General features: G+C 54.8%; 16 protein-coding genes and 2 tRNA genes. 8 read left to right on the top strand and 10 right to left on the bottom strand.

Annotated elements, in window-relative coordinates; all coding sequences use genetic code 11:
* Positions 1-19 precede the first annotated feature (19 nt).
* Complete coding sequence (locus ABD796_RS18490; protein ID WP_344910247.1) at positions 20-775, top strand: MBL fold metallo-hydrolase; 756 nt, start codon at positions 20-22, stop codon at positions 773-775.
* A gap of 152 nt (positions 776-927) precedes the next feature.
* On the opposite strand, the gene ABD796_RS18495 is transcribed toward ABD796_RS18490, so the two are convergent.
* From ABD796_RS18495 to ABD796_RS18510, 4 genes are all read right to left on the bottom strand, one after another.
* Positions 928-1173: a DUF3892 domain-containing protein gene (locus ABD796_RS18495; protein ID WP_344910249.1), complete on the bottom strand. Its 246-nt coding sequence runs from the start codon at positions 1171-1173 to the stop codon at positions 928-930.
* A gap of 80 nt (positions 1174-1253) precedes the next feature.
* Positions 1254-1706 carry a GNAT family N-acetyltransferase gene (locus tag ABD796_RS18500; RefSeq protein ID WP_344910251.1) on the bottom strand — a complete coding sequence of 151 codons (453 nt, stop codon included), beginning with the start codon at positions 1704-1706 and terminating at the stop codon, positions 1254-1256.
* A 206-nt stretch (positions 1707-1912) separates the two neighbouring features.
* Positions 1913-3310, bottom strand: coding sequence for a S8 family peptidase (locus ABD796_RS18505; protein WP_344910253.1), 1398 nt, complete (start codon positions 3308-3310; stop codon positions 1913-1915).
* A 110-nt stretch (positions 3311-3420) separates the two neighbouring features.
* Positions 3421-3543 (bottom strand): YjcZ family sporulation protein, encoded by a 123-nt coding sequence (locus tag ABD796_RS18510; protein ID WP_379116009.1) that lies wholly within the window; start codon positions 3541-3543, stop codon positions 3421-3423.
* Positions 3544-4027: 484 nt separating this feature from the next.
* Here ABD796_RS18510 and ABD796_RS18515 point away from each other — a divergent pair, with 484 nt between their 5' ends.
* Positions 4028-4408: a cupredoxin domain-containing protein gene (locus ABD796_RS18515; RefSeq protein ID WP_344910255.1), complete on the top strand. Its 381-nt coding sequence runs from the start codon at positions 4028-4030 to the stop codon at positions 4406-4408.
* 57 nt (positions 4409-4465) lie between these two features.
* Here the strand turns inward: ABD796_RS18515 and ABD796_RS18520 are convergent, their stop codons facing one another.
* Entirely contained in the window at positions 4466-4768 is a 303-nt protein-coding gene (locus ABD796_RS18520; protein WP_344910257.1) for a hypothetical protein, read from the bottom strand.
* An 83-nt stretch (positions 4769-4851) separates the two neighbouring features.
* Between ABD796_RS18520 and ABD796_RS18525 the strand changes: the two genes are divergently transcribed.
* Positions 4852-5145 carry a 4a-hydroxytetrahydrobiopterin dehydratase gene (locus tag ABD796_RS18525; RefSeq protein ID WP_344910329.1) on the top strand — a complete coding sequence of 98 codons (294 nt, stop codon included), beginning with the start codon at positions 4852-4854 and terminating at the stop codon, positions 5143-5145.
* Between the two features lie 20 nt (positions 5146-5165).
* On the opposite strand, the gene ABD796_RS18530 is transcribed toward ABD796_RS18525, so the two are convergent.
* From ABD796_RS18530 to ABD796_RS18540, 3 genes are all read right to left on the bottom strand, one after another.
* The gene (locus ABD796_RS18530) at positions 5166-6404 is read right to left on the bottom strand and encodes a PqqD family protein (protein WP_344910259.1); all 1239 of its coding nucleotides are present in this window, start codon (positions 6402-6404) and stop codon (positions 5166-5168) included.
* A 165-nt stretch (positions 6405-6569) separates the two neighbouring features.
* Complete coding sequence (locus ABD796_RS18535) at positions 6570-7787, bottom strand: HD-GYP domain-containing protein (protein ID WP_344910261.1); 1218 nt, start codon at positions 7785-7787, stop codon at positions 6570-6572.
* Positions 7788-7930: 143 nt separating this feature from the next.
* Positions 7931-8242 carry a DUF1811 family protein gene (locus ABD796_RS18540; protein WP_344910264.1) on the bottom strand — a complete coding sequence of 104 codons (312 nt, stop codon included), beginning with the start codon at positions 8240-8242 and terminating at the stop codon, positions 7931-7933.
* A gap of 582 nt (positions 8243-8824) precedes the next feature.
* On the opposite strand from ABD796_RS18540, the gene ABD796_RS18545 reads away from it, so the two are divergent.
* Positions 8825-8897 (top strand) — tRNA-Val (locus ABD796_RS18545).
* A gap of 566 nt (positions 8898-9463) precedes the next feature.
* Here ABD796_RS18545 and ABD796_RS18550 read toward each other — a convergent pair.
* Complete coding sequence (locus ABD796_RS18550) at positions 9464-9688, bottom strand: helix-turn-helix domain-containing protein (RefSeq protein ID WP_344910266.1); 225 nt, start codon at positions 9686-9688, stop codon at positions 9464-9466.
* A gap of 188 nt (positions 9689-9876) precedes the next feature.
* On the opposite strand from ABD796_RS18550, the gene ABD796_RS18555 reads away from it, so the two are divergent.
* From ABD796_RS18555 to ABD796_RS18570, 4 genes are all read left to right on the top strand, one after another.
* A tRNA-Val gene (locus ABD796_RS18555) sits at positions 9877-9949 on the top strand.
* Between the two features lie 272 nt (positions 9950-10221).
* Positions 10222-10563: a PadR family transcriptional regulator gene (locus ABD796_RS18560; RefSeq protein WP_344910268.1), complete on the top strand. Its 342-nt coding sequence runs from the start codon at positions 10222-10224 to the stop codon at positions 10561-10563.
* A gap of 1 nt (position 10564) precedes the next feature.
* Positions 10565-11317, top strand: coding sequence for an HAAS domain-containing protein (locus tag ABD796_RS18565; protein WP_344910271.1), 753 nt, complete (start codon positions 10565-10567; stop codon positions 11315-11317).
* A gap of 103 nt (positions 11318-11420) precedes the next feature.
* Positions 11421-11756 carry an ArsR/SmtB family transcription factor gene (locus tag ABD796_RS18570; protein ID WP_344910273.1) on the top strand — a complete coding sequence of 112 codons (336 nt, stop codon included), beginning with the start codon at positions 11421-11423 and terminating at the stop codon, positions 11754-11756.
* Between the two features lie 218 nt (positions 11757-11974).
* On the opposite strand, the gene ABD796_RS18575 is transcribed toward ABD796_RS18570, so the two are convergent.
* The coding region (locus tag ABD796_RS18575; protein WP_344910275.1) for an S-layer homology domain-containing protein at positions 11975-15121 on the bottom strand (3147 nt) is incomplete at its 5' end.

The raw sequence follows: 15121 nt of genomic DNA on the forward strand, positions 1-15121 counted from the left end.
TGGCCGAAGGAGGAACCGTATGAGCATGGAGATCCGGATGATCGGCACCGGCTCGGCATTTGCCAAAAAATATTTCAACAACAACGCACTGGTCAAGTGCAACGGCTATACGCTCATGATCGACTTCGGCATTACCGCCCCACTGGCCATGTATCACATGGGCCTGCCGCTCGACTGTATCGACGGCGTATTCGTCACGCATCTTCACGCCGACCATATCGGCGGCTTCGAGGAGCTGATGCTGCGCCTGAAATTCAATTATGGCAAAAAGCCGAGTCTGTTCATTGAAGAAGGTCTGATCGCTCCGCTGTGGAACTGCTCTCTAAAGGGCGGGCTGGAATTCGGCGCGGAAGGCCGGCAAACACTGGACGATTTTTTCCACGTCGTGCCGCTGACCGTCGGGAAGCCATGCGAAATCGTTCCCGGTTTTCGTCTCGAAATCGTGCCGACCCGTCATTTCCTCGATATGCCGAGCTATGCGCTGATTTTGAACGACTACTTGTTTTACAGCGGCGATACGGTGTTCGATCCGCAACTGCTGCAGGCCGTTCACGAGCGCGGCTGCTCTCATATGCTTCACGATTGCCAGTTGGATGGCCACGGACTCGTCCACGCCACGCTGCCGGACCTGCTGACGCTGCCGGAACCGATACAAAGGAAAACATGGCTCATGCATTACGGGGACAACATGGAAGCGTTCGTCGGCAAGACAGGCCCTATGGTGTTCATTCGCCAGCATCAGTCCTATTCGTTTGAACCGCCTGCCCGAACTTAAACATGCTTTTCTTTTCTGCGAGCGCTTCCCGAGAGAGCGCTCCGAGCAACGGTAAAGAAGCCGGGCGCATCGCCCAGCTTCCTCCCCGATCGCCTGTCCATAGCCAGCCGTTTTTGGCTCCCGGTGGACAGGCTTTATCGCGCTATACCGCCTCAGAACGTCGGCAGCTGATCCAAGTTGTTGCTAGGGTCGCCGTCCGCATCTCCGCGAATGTACGTATCCCCGTCTCTTCCTTTAAAAGCATTCACGCCTTGGATCGCACCCGACTGGACTTCGTTAAGCGCCTGCTCGTAGTTCAATACGCGACCTTTGCATGTTTTGAACGCCGTAATGTCGCCGTCGCCGTTTTTTTGCACCGCAACAAAACTTTCTCTGTCGTTGTCCGCTTGGAAGCTCATAGGCTCGTCTCCTTTTTTATCGTATCCTTGAAAGCTCTGTTAGCTTTCCCGGAAGAGACGGTTTTTATGGTTGGCCGCGTTCAATCAGAATGGTTGTCCAGCTTCTTTGCCATCCGGACGTGCAAAATGCCGGCATCGTAAAACGTTTCCTCGGATACGGCGGTATAGCCGATTCGCTCGTAAAAGGCCCGGGCTGGCAGCTGCGCGTCCAGCAGCGCGGCCGCGTAGCCTTCCGCCGCGGCAAGACGCTCCAACTCCTCCATGACCCGCCTTCCCAGTCCTTGCCCCCGGCGCTCCAGCCGCACCGCGACGCGCTGAATTTTCGCCGTCTCTTCGTCGTATGCTTTCATCCGTGCGGTAGCGACCGGCTCGCCCGCTTCCAGCAGCAGCACGTGCCGGCAAGGCGCCTCGAGCGTGTCCAGCTCGTCGATCTCCAGATCGGCCGGCACCTGCTGCTCGACCACAAATACTTCCCGGCGCAGCCGCAGGCATAGCTCCAACTGATCCTGTTTGTTCACGACTATCGATTCCATCGCTGTTTCTCCTTCTGATGTCCTTTGACTCGTATTATAGCACAATCAGTCGAAGCATGGACGAACGCTCAGTCGTTCGGATCGTTGACGACTTCGCGCCGGTTCGTTCGCCGGTTCAAAAGAAAGAAGGCCCGCCTCACCACGCTGCCGATGAGCTTTGGCGGGCGAGGCGCGCGGCCTTCGACTATTCCGTGGATGTGAATGGTTTACTTGCGGGCCGAGCCTCTGCGCGCGATACTCCGCGCAGCTTCGCATCCCGCGCACCGCGGTTTGGCGGCCACCAAGACACGGTTGGCTTTGGCGATAAACCGGACGTTCAGCTCGCCCTGGCCTTGGGCGTTGGAAGAGTAGGACCGCAGCCGCGTCGCGTTGGCTTTCAGCAGCTGCTTGACGCGGCTCGGCTTCAGCCTCGGATACCGCTGCAGCAGCTCGGCGACGCCCCCGGACACGATCGGCGTTGCCATGCTCGTGCCGGACATGCGGAAGTAGCTTTTGCCAACACGCGCGGACGGATCGCCAATGTCAAGCACCGAGCCCGGAGCGCGCAGCGACACGATATTGACGCCCGGAGCGCTCAAATCGGGCTTCACCCTTCCTCCCGGCGCCGGTCCCCTGCTGGAAAAGGCAGCGACTCGGTCGTCCGCCTGCAGCACCGTACCGCGGTCGTCGACCGCTCCTACCGTAAGGAGCAGCGGGCTGATGCCCGGCGATTCGATCGTCCCTTTGCCGGGGCCGGAGTTGCCGGCCGCGGCCACGACGACCAGACCGGCTTTCCACGCCCGCTCTGCGGCGCGGCATACCGGGTCGTCGGAGCAGCGGGCAAAGCCGGGCGAACCGAACGACATGTTGAGGACCCGTATGCCATATTTTTTCCGGTTGCGCAGCACCCAGTCAACGGCGGCGATCACGTCCGAGCTGTCCGCCTCGCCATCGGATCCGAACGCCTTGACGATGACCAGCTTCGCCTTGTCCGCCGGCCCCCGGTATTTCCCTTTCGAGCTGTAGCCGTTGCCGGCCGCGTCTCCCGCCACATGAGTGCCGTGCCCGTTATCATCGTACGGCTTCTTGCGGCCGTTGACAAAATCTTTAAACGCCTTGATCCGGTTGACCGGCTTCGTCAAGTCCGGATGAGGGTAGGCTCCCGTATCGATCACCGCGATCGTAACGCCTTTTCCCCCTATGCCTTGCTTTTGCAGCTCGGACGCGCCTACAGAGGGCGTGGCGACATTGAGCGTGACCCGTACTTTGCGGTCCAGATGCACCCGGGTCACATTGCGGTGACAGCAAAGCCGCCGCAGGCCGGCCAACGAAATGCGCGCGGACATCGCCTGCAGGCGGGTCATCCGCCTCAGCACGTGAAAATGCCGGGCATGCGGCTTCAGGCCGCGCTTCACGGACTCGACGCACTGCCGCGTCGGCTTGCGGTCGAACTCGATAATGACGCGGATCGTTCCTTGGCGTTTGCGCCCTTCTTTGCCCGGCAGGCTGGCAGCTACCTTCCTGCGCAAATGGGGACTCATCTTCGGATGAAGCGCGGCGCGTTTTTGCTTCTCGCCGGATCGTTTGGGCATAGCCGTAATCATCACCACCTGTACGTTTGCCATAGTATACGCAGGGCGTCTGCCTCCGGCGTGGGCTCCTTGGCGACCTGTCGGAAACGGCAAAGAAGCCGGAGCGCAAGGCTCCGGCTTCCGTCCGAACGGTTACGAACCGCTCACAGCTTATGATGGGCACGGCTTATAATCACGAGCAGAATGAACAGCACCAGAATGATTCCCGTAGAGGAGTAGCCCGCGCCTGCCGTACAGCAATGACCATGATGATGACCGTGGCTGATCGGAGCCACGTACGCCGGAGACACGAACGTCGGAGCGACGTTCTCGAACGGGGCGTTTACGTGCGCACCCATTACCGGAGCCGCCGCGTTCATATGAGCTCCCATCACCGGGGCTGCCATATTCGACATCGGCATGGACATGGGCATCGACATGACGTTGGCCGATCTTTGCATATAATTCATTATTGCACCTCCCTTTCGCCTTCAATCTACCCTCAGTCTATGGAGGAACACCCATGGGGAACACGGATAAACACCCAGTACCGGGCAAAATGGACGTTTGCCCAGAAGGTGGATGCGGGCCGAAAAAAACCGTCCGTTGCGGAAAAGCGCATCGGTTTGTGTAAAGATTTGTTGGGCAACAATGAATTTATGCGGATTTGTTCAACGTTTTGTCAAAAAGACGTCAAAAGGGCGAATGGATTTGAAATCCAAAATATCGTATAATCTGTGAAGTGACATTTTCGACCGAGGAGGACCACACATGTATAAATGGATCATGTCCGTTTTGTTTTTCGGAGCGTGTACCTTGGGGATCATCTTCCTGCTGGTTAGCGCCAAACCGGAAAAAAGCGAAGAAGAAGCGGGAGCGGAAAGCGGTAAGCCTCAGCTGAAAATTACGGCAAGCAATTTCCAGTTCGACCAACCGGAATACAAGGTGAAAAAAGGGGAAACGCTGCAGGTCGTCTTGAAAAACAAAGAAGGCACCCACGGCATCGACATCGCCAAGCTCGGCATTTCGCTTAGCGGCAAAGATTTGTCCAAGGAAGTTACGTTCGATACAGCCGGCACGTACGAGATCCTTTGCTCCGTACCTTGCGGCACGGGACACGTCAATATGAAAGCAAAACTGATCGTCGAGTAAGAACCGGAGAGGGACAAGCGCCCTCTCCTTTTTCATGTCCAACAAAAGCCTCAAGGCTCAGCCGTCCGCGCGCTCAAGCAGCCGCTCGCGCTCCATATATCGCATCAGCTGCTGCTTCTCCCGGTCCGTAAACCCGTATTCGCTATCGCAGCCTTCCTCCAGCACGACATAGTGAATTGGCTGTCCGTCCGGATCGCATACGACAAGCGCGCCCGGCTCGGTCAAGTCCGCTGGCCACGCCGCCCCGTCGCCTGCAGCCAGTTTCACATAAATGTCAATAAGCGGCCCGCGCCGCTCTACGACCGGGGCATACGGCTTGAGCTCGGCCTCGAAATAGAGCTCCGCGTCAAATTTGATCATGACAAGTCCCCCCTTCCTCCGCCCATTGGTGTATAATGATAGAAAACCCGATCCATTAGCGAGGTGAACCGACCGTGGCGAAAATGACCGACGACCAAATCCAGGAGCGTCTTAACGCCCGTCCGGGCTGGACGCTCAAAGACGACAAATGGCTCGTTAAAAAATACAGGTTCCCGCAGTATATGAAAGGCATCGAATTCGTCCAGCAGACGGCGATGAGCGCAGAGGCGCTTAACCATCACCCGATGATCTCCATCGAATACCGGCTCGTGACAATCAGCGTCACGACCTGGAGCGAGGGTGGCATCACTGCGCTGGACTTCGAGCTGACGGACCGGTGCGATCGACTTTACGGGGCGATGTGCGGCACCGATTGAATCGCGTTCCGGAGCGACCGCTAACGAGCGGCGCTCCGGTCTTTTTTTTCCGCGCCGGCGCTCTTTCTGTTTTTGCTCCAAGCGTAAGCCAGCAGCCCGCCCAACCCCAGCAGTTCGACCAGGAAAACGACCGCGTCCCAGAAGCGCGCTGGCTGCTGCGGCTCGGCGAGCCAAGGCACGATCGTCGTCACCGACACAATCAGCTGCGGCGCGAAGAATACGGCAATCAGTGTCACACTAAACACATAGCCGGCGGCGTAAAATAAAGCATACCACCGAACCGCCCGAGTCTCCTCCGGCTGCTTCTGCGCACTTCTTCCCTTCCACAGCTTCCCCGCCAGCCAGTCTCGGCTCCGCTCCATCAAATTGTAGCAGCCCGTCACATTTTCCGCCACATAATACAAGTCTGTCTTCATATAAAAGCAGCATTGGAACGCCAGCTTGACGAATACGTCAAGCGCGGCCAACGCAGCCAGCCCTCCGATCAGCCCGGACTGTTCGGGAAAAGCCGCTTGCAGCGCCAGGCATAGCAGCAGCACGAGCTGATCGACGCCCATCCCCGCCAAAAACGCCACATTCCGCTGCTTCGGCGTCAGCCGCCATATCCCGTCCATCTCGGTCTCGAATACGACGAACACGAACCGGTGGCCGATGCCAAGCCGAGCGGGCAGGCCGAACGAACGCACTGCCATAATGTGCCCCAGTTCGTGCAGCATAAGAAGCACGAAAGACAGCCCCAGCCAGACGACGCTGTTGAGTACCATCGAATCGAAGAGGAACACGTCCCCATAACGCGGAAACAAATCCGGCCTGACGATCAGAATCGCCGCATTGGCCGCGATCGCGCACCCGTACAACAGCAGCAGCAGCGGATGAAACCAGAAGCGGGCAAACGACGCGGGAATCCAGGCGAAGCCGCCTTGACGGTCCCCCGCCGGTCGGCCGGCCCCAACGCCCCCCTGTGCGGGACCTTCGTCCCGGCGCAGCGCGACTCCGTCCAGTTCGGCAACGAGTCCCATCTCCTGGAGTTGGTCGGCGAACCCGATGACATCCACGTCCTCGCGGGGAAACCGCTCCCGCAGCTCCGCCTCGATCTCGCCGATCGCCGCGCCCTCCTGCATCCGTTGAAGCGCCCGCACGCACAGCTCGTTCATCTCGTAATAGTCCCCCGCCGCGGCATCCTCGACAATGTAGCCTTGCCGGTCGGGACGAATTACGAGCTGCACCGGGGTAAGCCTGCTTTGCGCCGTTACTTTCACCTTGCCTGCACTTCCTTCCTTCTATTCGTGCCCGACGACGTTCCTATTAAAAAGAAAAGGACGCGGCCGGAAACCCGGCTGCATCCTTGCGCTTGCTTACCACCAAATTCCGCACCACCAGCAAGTGGTTTTCACCTTTACCAGTTTTCTGATCTTCATTAACGTTCACCCCCTTTCCAGTTCGGGACGGCCGGCGGCCGTCTGGGCTTCCGTCGGCGAGTCCTCGTCGCGGCGCATCCGTGCAACGTACTGCACAAACAACGGGAACACATCCTGAAACAGCTCCACGACAACAGGATCGAACTGGGCGCCTTTGCCTTGAACGATACGCTGGTACGCTTCCTCGACGGTCAGCGCGTCCCGGTACGACCTTCGGGACGTCATCGCGTCGAAGGCGTCGGCGACCGCCGTAATGCGCGCCAGCAGCGGAATTTTGTCCCCGTGGAGCCCATCCGGATACCCTTTCCCATCCCAACGCTCGTGATGGTGAAGCACGACGGAGACCGCATTTTGCAAGCCGTCTATATGTTTGATTGCATTGACGCCTACGACAGGGTGCGTGCGAATAATGTCGAACTCGGCTTCGGATAAGGAAGAAGGCTTGGTCAGGATATGATCGGGAATGCTGACCTTGCCCACGTCGTGCAGCAGGCATGCGTAGTAGTACGCCTTCATTTCCTCTTCGGAAAAACGGTTCAACTGCTTGGCCAGAATGAGCGAGAAATAGGCGACCCTTTCGCTGTGTCCCCGCGTATAAGGGTCTTTCAGCTCCAGCGTAGCGACGATTCCTTTCACGATCGCTTCCATCTGTCCGTTATAGGAATCCCGAATCGCATCGACGTAACCGATAAACCGGTTCAGCATAATATACGACATGGATGACAGGATCGGGTAGAGCGCCAAAGGCAAAATAAGCGCGGGCTGTTGAAGCGTAACCAGCAGCAGCACGTACTTGGACGTAATGCCCCCGATGACGATCCAAAAATATTTCTTGTTCAAGAAAATGGGTGAAAACAGGACAAAAAGCACTTCTGCCACATTGCTGGAGTCGTATGTAAGGTCAGAGCCCACGTAAAGGAACAAATCGTTCAGCACCGAAACGGCCAAGTATACATAGATGTATACATATTTGACCATCGCGGGCTTGTGCTTGCGGATCAAGTAGAAGGCGACAGGCAGCAGAGCAAGATGGATCAAATAAATGCCGTAGCCGATGCCCCCGGGCGGAAGCCCGACATCTCTCGAATGGCTCACAAACTTGGGATAGAAGTAAAAGTAGAAAGCGTCGAAAGAGAAACCGATACCATAAAACAAAACCAAAAACAATTTGATCGCCCGCTGCTCCTGATTCATGACCGTAGAATAGAGCAATCCTTTTTGCATTCGGTTACCCCTCTATCACGCAGGTGTCGGCCGAACTTTGCAAAAGGCGAAAAAAGGAAATAATCTTATATTTGACTATTTCGACCTTTATAGCAAAATTCCTGCAAAATCATCCACGTTATTCGAAATAATTTAAAATTGTGTTAATTCCGCTCAGGAGCGTCCTCCATGACGTGCAGCATGGAAATAGGAAAACTGGCCTCTTCCTCCGAGCCCATCCGTCCCCATGCCATAACGCCGTTCACATAGGTCAACTCAAAAGGCTCCGAAAAGCCAAAGACCCGGTACGTGCCCGGTACGAACGATGCGGCGGAAAGCAAATAAGCCTTGATCATCCATCGTTTTTGAGTCCTGATTTCCGTCTGACTTGGAAATTCAGCCTCGCCCTTTTCGGCCTCCAGCCTGTCCAGCTCGGCTTGAAGCTCTTCCCGGGTCATCTCGCCGTATCGTTTCATTTTCCTCCTCCGCTAACTCTGGAATGGGTAGTTTCAACCAATTTTCGGTCTCATTTTTACATTATCATATCTTGTCGATTTTTCACAACGTGAAAAAAGTATGAGAATATATACGTTTGGCTCTCCATCCACCATTTCCCAAGCCCTAGGTCGCAGTCATAAGCTGATTTTGTATACCCAGAATACGTCCGACCGGGACTTGCCGCAAACAAGGCCCGACACCATTCTCCACGGAAAAAACAACCTGCCGCGAAGGCAGGCTGTTCCATCGGTTTTCAATAAGGAGAGTAGGCGTCCTCCGCCTGTTCTCATCGTATCGCCGCCGAAGCGGCTTGAGCGCCCGGACAAGCGTTATCGCCGCCGTTATGGACGATACGAGAGAAGGAGGATAATAATCGCAGACGTATGTACGATACCACCGCCTCTGCGCGTTTTTCTGCAAGCGTACGCGTTTGTTATGATTACCCCATTTCAGCGGCTTTGAAACAGGGCCGGCCTATTAATGTCTGCCAATAAAATGAATTATTAGTATTGACAAGCTCACCCATCCCTGCTATTCTAATAACTACCGCCAGACAATACGATCTGTTAGCTCAGCTGGGAGAGCACTATCTTGACAGGGTAGGGGTCAGTGGTTCGAGCCCACTACAGATCATTTAAGAAAGAGCCCTTGCTCACGCAGGGGCTTTTTTGCTTGCCTTGATACCCGTACAAACTCCCATCTAGAGAAACGCCAACTTGCCCAAGCAATCAAGAATGTCTGCTATGGAATTCCTCTAAGGCGCTTTACAGGCGCTGCTTGAATATTGTTCTATGATTTAGGGCAGTACCGTAATTCGGAGATAATTAGCCCATCAATTAGAAGGAAGGCGACATACCGTTTGAATTATATGATCATAGCCTTTTCTTTCATCGTTTCCACGACTATATCCGTCTTGTTCACGAGGAATAGAAACAACAAATGGTTAGGTATGTTATCGGCGTTCTTGATCAATACGCTGCTATTAGTAGGCACAGCATGGTTTCTATAGCGTATAGAGGACGAATCCAGATTGTTTGGAATCGATTTTTCCGGTCGTTATACATTGGTCATCGGTATCCCCATCATAACCTGGATGACGTTTATCGTTCTATCTTTTTTAAGAAACAGGGAAGCAAAAGCAGACGTATAAATGGCTTCTCTTTTTGGCGAAAATGCGATGCTCGGCTTTGCAAGGCCATCTACCCTACTTTGCCGCTTTCGTTTTCCAGCCTGGCAATCCATTCGAGATACGCTTCCTTGCGGATCCGCCGGCTGTTTCCGGATTTGAAGCTTTTCAGTTCGCCGCTAGTGCAGCGCAAATATACCGTGTTCGTGTGCCAGCCCATTAAAACGGCGACTTGTTTGACAGTCAGAATATCAGGAAGATGGTTCATACGATTCAGCCCTTTCTGTTCATCGTTCACTGTGATGGGGGTTACTCCCCTATAGGCGACACGCCGACCGCTGCGCGCCTGCTCGACAAGAACACCTGTTCTCATTATAAATAGAGAGGCGCGAAAAGTAAATCCCTGCCCGCGACCAAAAAATATTAAAAATTAGGTTGACATGCCCATCGGATCTTGGTATTATATTACTTGTCGCTGATGAACATGATCTGTTAGCTCAGCTGGGAGAGCACTATCTTGACAGGGTAGGGGTCAGTGGTTCGAGCCCACTACAGATCATTACAAGCAAGAGTCCTTGTGAAGCAAGGGCTCTTTTTCTTTTTGTCACATATGTGCGGCGACGGTCGCAAACGTCTGATACTTGGGCCTCTGCCAGGGACGAACGAGCAAGGCGTACACTTGCAGCCCGCTCCCCCTCTCGCTTCCGCACGGATAACCGGAGCAAACGATCCGCGAACGAACCGTTGCTTTTTTTATTCGCCTCTGCTATATTGTATTGCAAGGTACTTATTTTTTTGAGCAGCTATCTTGCATAACAAGGGAGTGGATCGATGTCAACATCTACCCAGATGTTAAAAGGGATATTGGAGGGCTGCCTGCTGGCCGTGATCGCCCGCGGCGAAACGTACGGGTACGAAATGATCGAGAAGCTGGAACAGTTCGGATTCACGATGGTCAGCGAGGGCAGCATATACCCCGTACTGATCCGTTTGCAAAAGGAAGGGTTCGTATCCACGGTTATGAAAGCTTCGCCCAACGGTCCCAAGCGCAAATACTATTCGATTACGGATGCAGGACTAGCCGACTTGCAAGATTTTCAGGAGAAATGGCACAACCTTTCTCTGGCTGTCGGCGCTTTGTTTCACACCAAACCAACCCGAGAGGTGGATTAATATGCTCTCTCCGCAAGCGGACAGCTTTTTGACGGACCTCAAGACGTACTTGACGGTACATGGAAAAAATGAACGGGAGATCGCCGAAATCATCGGCGAGTTGGAGGATCACCTTTACGAAGCGGAAAAGAACGGCAAGCCCATCGAAGCTATAACGGGCAGCTCCCCCAAAGCTTATATGGATCAGCTTAAAGACGAAATGAAGACGGACTGGCGAGGAATCGCGTCGCTGCTTATGCCGCTTTTTCCGCTGGCTCTAGCTTTTATTATTTTGCCGGACGCCCTTCGCGGGAAAGCCTCCTATACGATAGCCGATATAATCGGCACCATATCCGTCTTGATCTTCGGCACGGCGGCCTTCGTGCTGCTGCTGCGCCGAGACAGCTCTCGCGTCCTTTCCCGGGGTGCCCGCAAGGTTTGGTATGTTACTATAGCCGCCGTACCGTTGGCGATATTCATCGGTGTCCAGTTGCTTGATAAAACGGTGCCGCTGACTCCGCTCTTCGTCCCGACCGCTGTCCAAAACCAATGGCTGGCCGCCATCTGCCTCTTGTTCCTGATCGGTTACTCCCTTATCGCTAGAACGTGGGTAACCATCCTGATCCCGCTGCTTTTGATCGTCCCCGGTTTTGCAGCCGAACGATGGACGGCCTCCGGAAACGGGCGCGCGTGGTTAACCCTCGGCATCATGGTCGCGGCACAGGTGCTGCTGCTCGGCTACTTGTGGCTTAAAAGCAAGCGCCGACGTTGGTAGCAGACCCGTGGATGACCCATAAAAATGCCGCACAGGTTCCGCCTTCATTATGTTATTGATATGTTCCTTTACAGGAATATTCTGAGTGGGGTATCTTATAATCATGCATTCGACTTTAAGCGCTCTGGCCGAGCCTAACCGGCTGCACATTGTCGAGCTTCTGCGCGACGGCCCTCTTTCCGTGGGGGAGGTTGCCGAGCGCCTCGGGCTCAATCAACCGCAAGCTTCCAAGCATCTGCGCGTCCTGAGCGATGCCGGAATTGTGGAAGTTCAAGCGATCGCCAACCGGCGAATCTACAAGCTCCGGGCTCAGCCGCTTATAGAGCTGAACGACTGGCTTGACACGTTTCGGAGCATCTGGGAGGATCGGTTCGATCGTTTGGACGACTACTTGCGGGAACTTCAGGAACAGGAAAGAAAGCCGGACAGCGATTCTTAAGTCCGCCGGGTCGCATCCCGGAAGCGGCACAATCGCCCTATACGCTGCCGACGAGGGCCGCCCTCCGTTGCCGCAGCAATTCGGTTCGAAGTTCCGCTTTAAGAAAAAGCAAGCTATCGCACGATATTTCGCGCGGCAGCTTGCTTTTCGTAATCCTACATATTCCCTTGCTTACTTATCCCCGATCGGAGTCATGCCACAGGTTCCGCCTGTGCGGATTACTTCTTGATCTGCACCGCTCTTAAAATGACAGTCACCGCTTCTGCACGGGTGGTGTTTTCTTTCGGCTTCACTGTACCGTCCTCATAACCGTTCAGTAATCCTTTGGCCGCTGCGGCAGCAAGAGCGGCGCGAGCCCAGTCGCTTATATCGGCGTTATCCGTGAAACGGCCTAACTCCCCGGCAGAATCGATATGTGCGGCCCGAACGACAATGACGGCCATTTGCTCGCGGGTAATCAAGTCGTCCGGACCAAAGGTGTCCGCATCGTATCCGGTAACAACGCCAAGGGCGGCCGCCGTCTCGATTGCGCTTTGGGCCCAATGCGCTTTCGTATCGCTAAACCCTTTGCCTGCCTGCGCCTGGAGATGAAAAGCTCTTCCGATCATCGTAACAAACTCGGCTCTCGTGATGCTCTTATCGGGTTTAAACGTATGGTCCGGATAGCCGTTAACGACGTCTAGCTGAAGGAAGTCGCGAATGCTCTTTTCGGCCCAATGTCCCTTGATGTCGCTAACATCCGCTGCGTTCGTCGGAGGAACCCCCTTCTCCTCTTTAGCCGACATCAGAACGGCAAACTTCCCGAAGTATCGTACGGTTCCCGACACCGTCCCTTTAGCTTGATCGATTTTCTGGTCATCCGCCTGCACCCATTTCTGAGTTTTCTCGTCCAACCGATACAGCGCTACAGTAGATTTGGTGAAATCGATTTTCGTTTTGTCGTATGGCAAAGTCAGGGTAACGGCCTTGTTGAAATCACCGGCTTTATTTTTCTTGATGTCGTACCTTTCACTTACCAAGCTCATGAGATCGCCAAGAGACAGTGCTGGCGCGCCGATTATTCGATCTACGGTCACCTGAATATCGCTGTCTATCGCGCCGATCGGCACTTCGATTTGCACACCATTCAACTGGAGCGTCCCTCCGCGGGCAGCCAAAATGGTTCCAGAGTTGACAGGACCGCCGCCATATCCGCCTCCTCCGCCATTAGTAACGGTCGGAATAACCGGCGAGTAAAAGACATAAGTCGTGAAGTGCTTCGTCCACACGACGAGGTCTTCGCCAACTGTAATTCTGGCGTCCCCGCCCGCTGCAATTTCGCGATCGGCAGCAGCCTGCGTATCCTCTGTAACCGAACCTGTGATCGGGATTAAAGCACCATTTTTTATATAACCGGCCAGTTTATTTCCCTGTTTCGGGAAGAGTAGACGCACGGCTTTGTCAAAAGTCAGCATGACCTCCGATGACCCTATTTCAATAACTCCGCTCACATTGCCGTTGCTGACCGATACGCTGCCCGCGCTCTTCGCTTCAGGCAGCTTGATGGTGCCATCCCACGCCGAAGGAGCCGTCACTTTCGTGCCTTCCGGAATGACCGCCAGCACGGTCCCCTGGGCGGTTTCCGCCAGCACCTCGATCAAGGGGAGGGTAACCTCCCGGCTCGATCCTGCGTTCGTCGGCGTGACTGCAAGCTTCGCATTCGTAACGCCCGACGGAACGGTAATGGTAGCCGGATCGCTCGTTATCGGAATGGATGTGTTGGAAACAGCCGTTATCGCTACAGCTCTTTTGATCGTCACGGTATAGGTCGATTTCGTTATGCCGTCTTGTGCCGTCACTTCTATGGTCACAAGCGTTCTGCCGACATTTAACTGGATTTCCTTCGACGTTGTCGCTACGGCGTTTATTTTTACAGTAGCAAGGGTTTCTTCGGGAAGAGCACTTAACGTTAGGGTATTGACGCTATTCCCTACAGAGAAGGTGTAGTCCAAAATAGCCTTGTTATACTCCAAACCGGTCTTGCTTGCTTGCAACGATTGCAAGGAAGCATTACTGTACGCTGCGGATGCCCTATTCACGTATACCAGATAGGTTTGAGTAGAGCCGTTTTGAGCTGTTACGGCCAATTCCAGCCGGTTGACGCCCACATCAAGCGGTACCGGAGGAGTCGCTGTACCGCTGGTGAAGTTAAACGGACCCCATACCAGCACATTGTCATTGTTGTACAAGCTGCCGACTATAACGGAATTGCTGTCATACACGCTTGCCGTAACGCTAATACTCGATACTTGGTTAGTCACATGGTAATGATACGTTGCTCCCGTCACAGATTCGGCCATCAAGGGCAGCCCGCCGTTCGTCAGCGTCAACGCAGTCAGACTGGGGTTCCCTCCCACAACAGCAGCGCGCGTAACCACCACGATATAAGATGCGGTCGTCCCATCCTGAGCCGTGACCGTGTATATCACGGGAGACGTAAAGTCGTTCGGCGTCAGTCCGCTTAGCTGCGGAACGTTCCCTATCTTCACCGTCGATCCTGCGGAGTTCGTGAATGTTGCGATCAGCGACGTTACCGGTGTACCAAAAGGCACCGTCACTTCAACATTTGTTCCATCAATCATACCCACTGCTGGGGGCAGGACAAAGCTGAACGCCGTGAGGTCCTTCGCGCTGCTCGCCGCTACAGTAACCGTCACCGTGTAATTCTTCGTCGTCCCGTCCTGGGCCGTAACCGTGTACGTAACCGGCGACGTGAAGTCGTTCGGCGTCAGTCCGCTTAGCTGCGGAACGTTCCCTATTTTCACCGTCGATCCTACGGAGCTCGTAAACGTCGCAATCAACGAAGTTACCGGTGTGCCGAAGGGCACCGTCACTTCAACATTGGTCCCATTGATCGTTCCTACCGCCGCTGGCGAAAAAACTGCGAAGCTGAACGCTGTGAGGTCCTTCGCGCTGTTGGCTCCTACAGTTACCGTCGCCGTGTAGTTCTTCGTTGTCCCGTCCTGAGCCGTGACCGTGTAGATAACCGGCGACGTAAAGTCGTTTGGCGTCAGTCCGCTTAGCTGCGGAACTACTCCTACCGTCACCGTCGAATTTGGAGAGCTCGTAAACGTCGCAATCAGCGAAGTTACTGGTGTACCAAAGGGCACCGTCACTTCAACATTGGTTCCATTGATTGTTCCTACCGCCGCTGGCGAAAGACCTGCGAAGCTGAACGCCGTGAGGTCCTTCGCGCTGTTGGCTCCTACAGTTACCGTCGCCGTGTAGTTCTTCGTTGTCCCGTCCTGAGCCGTGACCGTGTAGACAACCGGCGACGTAAAGTCGTTTGGCGTCAGTCCGCTTAGCTGCGGAACTACTCCTACCGT

Origin of the sequence: Paenibacillus hodogayensis, from assembly GCF_039536325.1 — a bacterium.
GTDB classification, from domain to species: domain Bacteria; phylum Bacillota; class Bacilli; order Paenibacillales; family NBRC-103111; genus Paenibacillus_AB; species Paenibacillus_AB hodogayensis.